This is a genomic window from Rathayibacter sp. RFBD1, from assembly GCF_002932915.1.
Taxonomy (GTDB): Bacteria; Actinomycetota; Actinomycetes; order Actinomycetales; family Microbacteriaceae; genus Rathayibacter.
On the sequence record NZ_PSWQ01000020.1, the window covers coordinates 147,527 to 157,478 of the forward strand.

Genomic DNA, 9,952 nt, shown 5'->3' on the forward strand with positions numbered 1-9,952 from the left:
CGGCGTGCAGGACGCGGAAGGACACCTGCCTCGGTCACCGAGGCGAGCGGGCGGGGCCGCGGCGGGTCTCGAGACGCCTCGCGGGCGCTCCTCCGCCGAGCCGCGGAGGTGGAGCGCCGTCGCGAGCTGCGGTCGTCCGGGCGTCGAGCCGGATGGACGGCGCCGCTCGCGCCCGGCCTGCACGCCCGGTGCTCGCTCAGCGGGGACCCGGGACCCTACGCGCTCCGCTCGGACTCGTCGTCCGCGGCGAGCAGCTCGACGGCGGTGAGGCGGCGCGGCGAGGAGGCGACTCCTCCGACCGGGGCGATGACGCGCGACTCGTCGAGGGAGTCGAACTGGCGCGCGGTGACCAGCACGCGGCTCTCGAGCGAGCCGGCGAAGGCGTTGTAGGAGTCGACCGTCTTCTCGAGCGAGCGGCGCAGGCCCTCGGCGTGGTCGGCGAGGGTGCCGAGACGGGCGTAGAGCGTCTTGCCGAGGTCGAGCAGGCGCTTGGCGTCGTCGGTGAGCACGTCCTGCTGCCAGGTGTAGGCGACGGTCTTCAGCACCGACCACAGGGTCACGGGCGAGGCGAGGGCGACGCGCTTGCGGAACGCGTACTCGAGCAGGCTCGGGTCGGCGTCGAGCGCGCTCGCGAGCAGCGGCTCGCTCGGCACGAACGCGATGACGAACTCGGGGCTCGCCGGGAGACCGGTCCAGTAGGAGCGGGCGGCCAGCGCGTCCACATGGCCGCGGAGGGCTCGGACGTGCGCGCGCAGGAGCCCCGCGCGCCGCGCCTCCTCCTCTCCGCCGGCGCCCGCGGGGATCGCGCTCGCCTCCAGGTACGCGTCGAACGGCACCTTGGCGTCCACCGCGATCGCCTTGCCGCCGGGCAGGCGGACCACCATGTCGGCGCGGCCGCGGCCCGCCTCGCCCTCGAGCCCGAACTGCACGTCGAAGTCGACCCGCTGGGTGAGCCCGGCGGCCTCGACGACGTTCCGCAGCTGCGTCTCGCCCCAGGCGCCGCGGCTCGTGGTGGAGCGGAGCGCGGACGCGAGGGTCTCGGTCGTCGAGCGCAGCTGCTCGCCCGCCGCCCGCTGTCCCTCGAGCTGCTCGGTGATCGCCCCGAACTGGGCGGCGCGCTCGCGCTCGAGCCGGCCGACCGCCTCCTGCATGCCGCGCAGGCTCTCGGCGACGGGGGAGAGGGTCTGCAGGATGCGCGCGTCGTGCCGCTCGCGCTCGGCGACGACGCGCAGCTGCTCCTGGAGCTCGCGGATCTGGTCGCGGGCGGAGCCGAGGTGCTCGCGGTGCTGCTCGACGACGGCCTCGTGCCGCTCCTCCAGGCCCTCAGCGCGGGCGCGGGCCGTCGCGAGGTCGAGGGCGAGGGCGGCGTCGGGCGTGCGGGAGCGGGCGAGGAGGACGGCCACGACTCCCGCGAGGAGCGCACCGACCACCAGGCCGAGGACGAAGGAGAGATCCATGCCGCCGATGACACCACGCACCTCCGACATCGAGCGATCGACGCGCCACGACCACCGAACGAGGGCCAGGACGCCCTGCGACCGCCTCGTAGACTTCGCGATCATGGGGAATCACCACCGCTCATCGCGCCTGCTCACGGCCGCGCTCGCTCTCGCCGTCGGGCTCGGCACCGCCCTCGTCCCGATCACCTCCGCCTCCGCCGCCGAGGACGCGCCGTCGACCGTCTCGGTCGAGACCGGCGCTCTCGACGCGTCCCTCGACCGCGCCGACCTCGGCGTCCCGGACCAGTCGACGCAGTACAGCGCCGAGGAGACGAAGAGCTTCCGCGCCGGCTTCATCGTCAGCGACGCCCAGTTCTTCGACGGCGACGCGCTGAGCACCGGCCAGGTGCAGTCGCTCCTGGACGAGAAGGGCAGCCGGTGCTCCACCGCCGGCACCGCCCCCTGCCTCAAGAACTTCTCGCAGGCGACGCCGTCCAAGGCGGCGGACGCGATGTGCAGCGCCTACCAGGGCTCCGGCAGCGAGTCGTCGGCCTCGATCTTCACGCGCGTCGGCCTGGCCTGCGGCATCAACCCGCTCGCCCTGGTCGTGCTCGTGCAGAAGGAGCGCAGCCTCGTCACCGACACGACGCCGAGCCCCGAGGACTACGCCAAGGCGACCGGCTACAACTGCCCGGACACCGCGGCGTGCGACCCCGGCTCCGCCGGATTCTTCACCCAGGTCTACAGCGCGGCCCGCCAGTTCAAGCGCTACGCCAACCCGCCCGGCTCCGGCTCGAACTTCACCACCTACGCTCCGGGCACGACGCCGAACGTCGCCTACTACCCGAGCACCGCGTGCGGCTCCTCACCGGTCACCATCCGCAACCAGGCCACGGCCGACCTCTACTACTACACGCCGTACCAGCCCAACGACTACGCGCTCACCGGCTCCGGCAACGCGGCCTGCGCGACCTACGGCAACATCAACTTCTGGTACCTCTTCAGCGACTGGAACCCGAACGGCACCCTGGCCAACGCCGGGATCGCCCCCGCGGGACGCGTCGACGCCCCGCGCATCTCGGGCAGCACGCTGAGCGTGTCCGGCTGGGCCGTCGATCCGACGACGCAGCAGGCCGCGCTGACCACGACGGTCACGGTGACCGGCCCCGACGGCACCCGCACGGTCCGCACGCAGACCGCGAACGGCGACCGCGGCGACATCCCGGGCGAGTACTCCGTCGCCGGCCGCGCACACGGCTTCGGCGCCACCACGCCCGTCTCGGCACCCGGCACCTACCAGGTCTGCGTCTCCACCGACTCCGTCGAGTGGAACCGCTGGGTCGGCTCGGGCGACTCCCGGGGCCCCGGCCGGAAGGATCTCGGCTGCTCGACCGTGAGCACGTCGGCCGGGATCGACGTCTCGCGTCTGGCCGGCACCGACCGCCAGGGCACCGCCGTCGAGATCTCGAAGGCCGTCTTCGGCCCGAACGTCCCCGTCGTCTACATCGCGACCGGCGCGAACTTCCCCGACGCGCTGAGCGCCGCCCCGGCCGCGGCCAAGCAGAAGGGTCCGCTGCTCCTGGTCGACCGCGACGGCATGTCGCAGCCCGTCCGCGACGAGCTCGACCGCCTGAAGCCCGCGAAGATCGTCGTCGTCGGATCGGAGCTCAGCGTCGGCAAGGGCGTGTACGACCAGCTCCGCGGCTACACCTCGTCGATCCAGCGGCTCGGCGGGACCGACCGCTACGACACCTCGAGGAAGATCATCCAGTACGCCTTCTCGGGCGGCTCGTCGCGCGCTTGGCTGGCGACCGGCGAGAAGTTCCCGGACGCGCTCGGCGCGAGCGCCGCAGCCGGCTCGGTGAACGCTCCCGTCGTCCTGGTCAACGGCACCGGCAGCACGGCCGACGCCGTGACGAAGAGCATCCTCTCGGGGCTCAAGGTGCAGAACCTCACCATCGCGGGCAGCCCCCTGTCGGTGAGCGAGGGGATCAAGAACTCGCTTCCGGTGTCGACCATCACCCGCATCGGCGGAGTCGACCGCTACGACACCTCGGAGCAGCTGAACCGGGCCGCCTTCTCGAGGGCCAAGACCGTGTTCCTGGCGACGGGCGAGAACTTCCCCGACGCCCTCGCCGGAGCCACGGCGGCGGGCTACTCGAACAGCCCGCTGTTCGCCGTGCCGACGAACTGCGTGCCCCGCGCCGTCCTGACCGACATCGCGAAGTCGGGAGCGCAACGGGTCGTCCTCCTCGGCGGTCCCACGACCCTCTCGGAGGACGTCGCGCGCCTCACCCCCTGCGGCTGATCGCCCGCGGCCCCGCCACTAGCGTGGAGGGATGACCCCGACCGCACCGTCCCCGACCGGCGTCCGACGCCGGCGGGGCGGTGCGGTCGCCGTCGTCGGGGCGCTGGTGGCGCTCCTGCTGGGAGGGTCCGTCGACGGCACGCGCCTCGCCGCGGTGCCGTCCGAGCCGCAGACCGTCCGGCTGTGGACCTTCCTCCAGCCGGGCCCCGTCGCGGCCGACTTCGACCCGGGCGACCTGATCTCCGACGAGGTCTTCTTCGCCGGCGACGCGCTCGGACCGCTCACGGTGCAGGCGTTCCTCGACGCCCGCGTCCCCGACTGCGCGGGCGGGCCGGTGCCGTGCCTGCGCGACTACGCCGAGGACACCGCGGCGATCACGGCCGACGAGCAGTGCGGTGCGCTGCCCGCCGGACGCGACGTCCCGGCCGCGGAGATCATCACCTCGGTCGCCGGCGCGTGCGGCGTGAATCCGGCCGTCCTCCTGGTGCTGCTGCAGAAGGAGCAGTCGCTCGTGACCGATCCGGAGCCGAGCGAGCGGCAGTTCCGCAGCGCCACGGGCTACGGCTGCCCGGACACCGCGGACTGCGACACGGACTCCTACGGCTTCGCCGCGCAGGTGTACGGAGCGGCGTGGCAGTTCCAGCGCTACCGGAATCCGGACTCGAGCTTCGACTGGTACCCGGTCGGCGCGGCCGGCGACGTCCGCTACTCCCCGGACGAGTCCTGCGGTACCGCCCCGGTGACGATCGCCAACGCGGCCACGGCGGGTCTCTACTACTACACGCCGTACCAGCCGAACGCGGCGGCGCTCGCGAACCTCTACGGCGAGGGCGACGACTGCTCGGCCTACGGGAACCGGAACTTCTGGCGCATCTTCAGCACCTGGTTCGGCGACCCCCGCGGCTGAGTCGATCGTCTCGAGCCGGCTCGGCACGACGGACGTCAGGCGGCGACGGGGGCCTTCGGGCGCAGGCGCTTCACGGAGACGCCGGCCAGCTCGCCGAGCTCGGCCATGCTCGCGGCGCCGTGCCGCCGGGCCGCGTGCACGACGATCGCGGCGCACGCCTCGGCGTCGGCCGACGCGTCGTGGTGGCGGAAGTCCTCGAAGCCCGCGGCCATGGCGACGACGGGGAGGCGGTAGGAGTCGAGCTCGTACGTCTTGCGGGCGAGCTGGAGCGAGCAGAGGTAGTCGTACTCGGGGTGCTCGAGGGAGGTCGCCGCGCAGGCCGCGCGGATGACGCCCATGTCGAAGCCGGCGTTGTGCGCGACGAACACGTCCTCGCCGGCGAAGGCCGCCAGGTCGGCGAACTGGTCGACCCAGGAGGCGGCGGCGTGCACGTCGTGCTTGCGGATGCCGTGGATCCGCGTGTTCCACTCGAGGAAGTCGTCGTACCCCAGCGGCGGGCGGATGAGCCAGCCGGCGCGGTCGACGACGCGGCCGTCGCGGACCTTCACGAGCCCGACGGAGCAGGCGGAGGCCCCGTGCGAGTTGGCGGTCTCGAAGTCGATGGCGGTGAAGTCGATGGGCACGCTCCAGCCTCTCACGCACCTCCGACGCCGCCGGGAGCGTCGCGCGCGCGTCGCCCCGAGCGGCCGGGAGCACCCGCCGGCCGCGGGCCGGGCGGCTCCCGTTCCTCCGCGCCCGCCAGCCCGGCCCTTCCGCCGCCACGCCGTAGGATGGATGCCCGTGGCTCTCACTATCGCAATCGTCGGTCTCCCCAACGTCGGCAAGTCGACGCTCTTCAACGCACTGACCAAGAACACGGTGCTCGCGGCGAACTACCCGTTCGCGACGATCGAGCCGAACGTGGGTGTGGTGAACCTGCCCGACTCCCGCCTCGAGGTGCTCGCCGGGATCTTCGGCTCCGAGCGCATCCTCCCGGCGCCCGTCTCCTTCGTCGACATCGCCGGGATCGTGCGCGGCGCGTCCGAGGGCGAGGGCCTGGGCAACAAGTTCCTCGCGAACATCCGCGAGGCCGACGCCATCGCGCAGGTCATCCGCGGCTTCGAGGACTCCGACGTCGTTCACGTCGACGGCAAGGTCGACGCCGCCAGCGACATGGAGACGATCAACACCGAGCTGGTCCTCGCCGATCTCCAGACCCTCGAGAAGGCCGAGGCCCGCTACGAGAAGGAGCTCAAGGGCAGGAAGATCGAGCCGATCGTGGTCGAGACCGCGAAGAAGGCGCGCGAGTTCCTCGACCAGGGCAAGCCGCTGTCGGCCTCCTCGATCGATCTGGAGCCGATCCGCGAGCTGGGCCTGCTGACCGCCAAGCCGTTCATCTACGTCTTCAACGTCGACGAGGCCGTGCTGACCGACGACGCCCGGAAGGCAGAGCTCGCGGCCCTCGTCGCGCCGGCGAAGGCGATCTTCCTCGACGCGAAGATCGAGTCCGAGCTGATCGACCTCGACGAGGCCGACGCCGCCGAGATGCTCGAGTCGACCGGCCAGACGGAGTCGGGCCTCAACCAGCTCGCGACCATCGGCTTCGACACCCTGGGCCTCCAGACCTACCTCACGGCCGGCCCGAAGGAGACGCGCGCCTGGACCATCGGGAAGGGCTGGACCGCGCCCCAGGCCGCCGGTGTCATCCACACCGACTTCCAGAAGGGCTTCATCAAGGCCGAGATCATCTCGTTCGACGACCTCGTCGAGACCGGCTCGATCGCCGAGGCCCGCGCGAAGGGCAAGGCCCGCATCGAGGGCAAGGACTACGTCATGCAGGACGGCGACGTCGTGGAGTTCCGCTTCAACGTGTAGGACGGCGCGCTCGGCTCGAGGCGCCCGGTTCGCTCGGATCCCGGATCCGCGAGCCGGGCGCTTCTGCACGGAGGTGCGGGATCGCCGACCCCGGGAGTCCGAGACGAGGCCGGTCACGTCCGCGGACGTCCGCCCCGCCCGATCAGTTCAGCACGTCCCCGATCAGCCAGCTCGACAGCCCGACGAGGGTGCAGACGCCGACGACCACCCAGGCGACGGTCCGGCGGACCGAGCGGGAGACCGCCTCCGAGCTGCGGGGAGTGGGACGCAGCGGCGGCGTGTACGAGGGCGGGACGGTGTAGGTCCGGGCCGGCGGGAGGAGTCGGGGGAGAGTGACCGGACGGCCGTCGACCCACTCGGCGGGCAGCTCCGCGGCCTTCGCGGCCTGCAGCGTGAGCTCGACCTTCAGCGGGGATCCGCGGAGGGAGGCGTAGGCGGCGGCGGTGAGGCCGAGGCTCGCGAGGTGGCGGAGGGTCGGGGCGAAATCCGCCGAGAGGGTCGGGGAGAGCTCGCCCACCCGCTCGCCGTCGAGACGGAGCTCGACGAGGTCGCCGGCCGGGTGCAGGGTCACCAGCAGCAGGCCGCGGCCGCTCGCCGGAACGACCGTCGAGAGGCGGGCGAAGTGCTCGTCCTCGCGCAGGACCGGCAGGCCCCGCGACCAGGGGAGGATCGAGTGGCGCTCGACGGGCGGCTCGTTGAGCGGCACGAGCAGCTCGGGGGCGACCAGGGCGACGCGGAGGACGGCCCGCAGGCCCTCCTCGCCGCGCTCGACCCGGAGGCGCGCGGTCGTGACCGGGACGGCTCCGCTCGCCACGACCCGGTCGAGAGCGGCCCGGTGGGCGGAGGCGTTCGGCAGGTAGCCGAGGACGCGGCCGCCGGCCCGGACCGAGACGGCGTCGAGGCCGGTGGGGTGGTCGGGCTCGGGGATCAGGTCGACCTCGAGGGTCCGCTCGTCGATCTCGCCCTGCTCGAGCGTGCGGCCGATCAGATCGGCGATCTCCTCGATCCGCTCGGCCTCGGCGAGGGCGTCGACGCTCGGGGCGCCGTCGGCGTTCGGGAGCCGGTAGTCGACGCGCTCCGTGACGGGGGTGACGGGTGCGTCCCGCACCACCGCGGCACTGTCCTGCGCGGAGCGGCGCGCCCCGGTGAACCGCCTGCCGTCCCACCAGCGCATCTCGGCCGCATCGGCCTCGTCGCGGTACCAGCCCGCCGGCGCACCCTCGTCCATCGACCCCCCGTTCCTCCGGCGAACGAGTCTACGAGGAGGGCGGGAGCGTCAGAGACCCGGGTCCGTGGCGGCGGGATCCTCGGGGGCGAGCGCGGCCGCGGGCTCTCCCGAAGCGGGGCCGCTCCACGCACCGGACTCCTGCGCCCGAGGGCCGGCGATCCACTCCAGAGCCTCGCGGACGAGCATCCGGACGTGACGCGCGTGGCCGATGGTGACGGGGGCGGGATCCTCGAGGACCTCGAGCAGGCGCTGCAGCACGGCACGGCTCTGCAGTCGTGTCATGGGCCTCACGGTAGGGGCCCGGTCGCTCGGACGGTAGTGCCGATCCGCGACAGCGCACCCGTCTAGGCTCGCCACATGACTCGTCTCGACGGTGCCGTCGTCCTCGTCCTCGGAGCCTCGGGCGGCCTCGGCCGCCTCCTGGCCGATGCGCTGGAGGCGCGCGGTGCCGTCGCGGTGCGCTCGGGGCGCGACTCCGCGGCGCTCGGCGAGGCACCCCTGGTCGCCGACCTGCGCGGGGAGGACGAGCCCCGGCGCGTGGTCGCCGAGGTGCTCGAGCGGCACGGGCGCCTCGACGGCGTCGTCGTGGCCGCGGGCGTCGTGGCCTTCGGGCCCTCCGCCGAGCTCGATCCGGCCGTTCTGGAGGAGCTCGTCGAGGTGAACGCGCTGGCGCCGATCCGGGTGCTGACCGCCGCGCTGCCGTCGCTCGTCGCGTCGGCGGGCGAGGGGCGCGAGCCGTTCGCGCTGACCATCAGCGGCGTGGTGGCGGAGGCTCCGACCGCGGGACTCGCCGCGTACTCCGCCTCGAAGGCGGCACTGCACTCCTTCGTGAAGGCCTCGGCCCGCGAGTACATGCGGGCGGGCGTCCTCCTGCTCGACGCGCGCCCCGGCCACACCGAGACCGAGCTGTCCCGGCACCCGCTCGCGGGAGACGCGCCCCGCTTCGGCGCGGGTCTGGCGCCGCAGGACGTGGTCGACCGGCTGCTCGACGCGGTCGAGGGCGGCGAGACCGACCTGCCTCCTGCGGCGTTCACCGGCTGACGCCGTCCCGAGACGAGGCGGAGCCGGTCGATCCTCGCGGGAGCGCCCCGGATCGAGCACTGCAGCCTCGGCTGCGTACAGCCGCCGTGATCAGCCTGCGCATCCGGCGGCCGGGACCGCGATCGGCGCGGCAGCCCGTCCGACCGTCCTCCCCGCAGACGCGGGGATACCCGCCGTTCACCGGAGCGTTGCACGGCCGCACTAGCGTCCCTCCGTGCCCGACACCGCCGATGACGCCCTCCGTCCCACTCCCGAACTGCTCCGCACGCTCACACCCGCCGACGCGCGGGACCTCGTCGTGCTGGACGAGGACGACGACGATCCGGTGCTCCTGCGCCGCGACGGCACGCAGATCGACACCTGGCGCGAGGGCTACCCCTACGACGAGCGGATGTCGCGCGAGGAGTACGAGGCGGGCAAGCGCCTCCTCCAGATCGAGCTGCTGAAGCTGCAGAACTGGATCAAGAAGCACGGGCGCCGACTCGTGGTCGTGTTCGAGGGGCGCGACGCCGCGGGCAAGGGCGGCACCATCAAGCGCTTCACCGAGCACCTCAACCCGCGCGGAGCCCGCGTGGTCGCGCTCGAGAAGCCGACCGAGCGCGAGGCCGGTCAGTGGTACTTCCAGCGCTACGTCTCGCACCTGCCGGCCGCCGGCGAGATCGTCCTCTTCGACCGCTCCTGGTACAACCGGGCCGGCGTGGAGCGCGTCATGGGCTTCTGCACGCCGGCGCAGTACGACGAGTTCATCCGCCAGACGCCGCTGTTCGAGCGGATGCTCGTCGGCGACGGCATCGACCTGGTGAAGCTGTGGTTCTCGGTCTCGGCGGAGGAGCAGCGCACCCGGTTCACGATCCGCATGATCGACCCCGTGCGCCAGTGGAAGCTCTCGCCGATGGACCTCGCCTCGCTCGACAAGTGGGGCGACTACACCGCGGCCAAGGAGGCGATGATGGCGGCGACCGACACCGCCGACGCTCCCTGGACCATTGTGAAGAGCAACGACAAGAAGCGCGCCCGGCTCGAGGCCATGCGCTACGTCCTGAGCCTCTACGACTACGACGGACGCGACGAGGAGGTCGTGGGCCCGCTGGGTCCGGACCCGCTGATCGTCGGATCGGCCGCGGACGTGTACGAGCGCGGCGAGCACGCCGCGACGAGCTGACCGGGGGGACGGA

General features: G+C 73.0%; 9 protein-coding genes. 5 read left to right on the forward strand and 4 right to left on the reverse strand.

Features of this window, described 5'->3' with window-relative positions:
* Positions 1-215: 215 nt before the first annotated feature.
* Positions 216-1,457 (reverse strand): DNA recombination protein RmuC, encoded by a 1,242-nt coding sequence (locus tag C5D50_RS09870; protein ID WP_219812324.1) that lies wholly within the window; start codon positions 1,455-1,457, stop codon positions 216-218.
* Positions 1,458-1,560: 103 nt separating this feature from the next.
* Here C5D50_RS09870 and C5D50_RS09875 point away from each other — a divergent pair, with 103 nt between their 5' ends.
* Together C5D50_RS09875 and C5D50_RS09880 are read left to right on the forward strand one after the other, a co-directional pair.
* Positions 1,561-3,747, forward strand: a complete 2,187-nt coding sequence (locus C5D50_RS09875) for a cell wall-binding repeat-containing protein (RefSeq protein ID WP_104283399.1) — start codon at positions 1,561-1,563, stop codon at positions 3,745-3,747.
* Positions 3,748-3,778: 31 nt separating this feature from the next.
* A complete protein-coding gene (locus C5D50_RS09880; RefSeq protein ID WP_104283400.1) occupies positions 3,779-4,654 on the forward strand; it encodes a hemagglutinin in 876 nt (291 codons plus the stop codon).
* A 35-nt stretch (positions 4,655-4,689) separates the two neighbouring features.
* On the opposite strand, the gene C5D50_RS09885 is transcribed toward C5D50_RS09880, so the two are convergent.
* Entirely contained in the window at positions 4,690-5,277 is a 588-nt protein-coding gene (locus tag C5D50_RS09885) for an exonuclease domain-containing protein (protein ID WP_104224410.1), read from the reverse strand.
* 157 nt (positions 5,278-5,434) lie between these two features.
* On the opposite strand from C5D50_RS09885, the gene ychF reads away from it, so the two are divergent.
* A complete protein-coding gene (ychF, locus tag C5D50_RS09890) occupies positions 5,435-6,508 on the forward strand; it encodes a redox-regulated ATPase YchF (RefSeq protein WP_104222958.1) in 1,074 nt (357 codons plus the stop codon).
* Between the two features lie 142 nt (positions 6,509-6,650).
* On the opposite strand, the gene C5D50_RS09895 is transcribed toward ychF, so the two are convergent.
* Entirely contained in the window at positions 6,651-7,736 is a 1,086-nt protein-coding gene (locus C5D50_RS09895) for a DUF2510 domain-containing protein (RefSeq protein WP_104283402.1), read from the reverse strand.
* 48 nt (positions 7,737-7,784) lie between these two features.
* Positions 7,785-8,018, reverse strand: coding sequence for a hypothetical protein (locus tag C5D50_RS09900; RefSeq protein ID WP_104345335.1), 234 nt, complete (start codon positions 8,016-8,018; stop codon positions 7,785-7,787).
* Positions 8,019-8,093: 75 nt separating this feature from the next.
* On the opposite strand from C5D50_RS09900, the gene C5D50_RS09905 reads away from it, so the two are divergent.
* Positions 8,094-8,777: an SDR family oxidoreductase gene (locus C5D50_RS09905; protein WP_104283403.1), complete on the forward strand. Its 684-nt coding sequence runs from the start codon at positions 8,094-8,096 to the stop codon at positions 8,775-8,777.
* A 301-nt stretch (positions 8,778-9,078) separates the two neighbouring features.
* Positions 9,079-9,939 carry a polyphosphate kinase 2 gene (ppk2, locus tag C5D50_RS09910; protein ID WP_244229668.1) on the forward strand — a complete coding sequence of 287 codons (861 nt, stop codon included), beginning with the start codon at positions 9,079-9,081 and terminating at the stop codon, positions 9,937-9,939.
* The last annotated feature ends 13 nt before the right edge of the window (positions 9,940-9,952 follow it).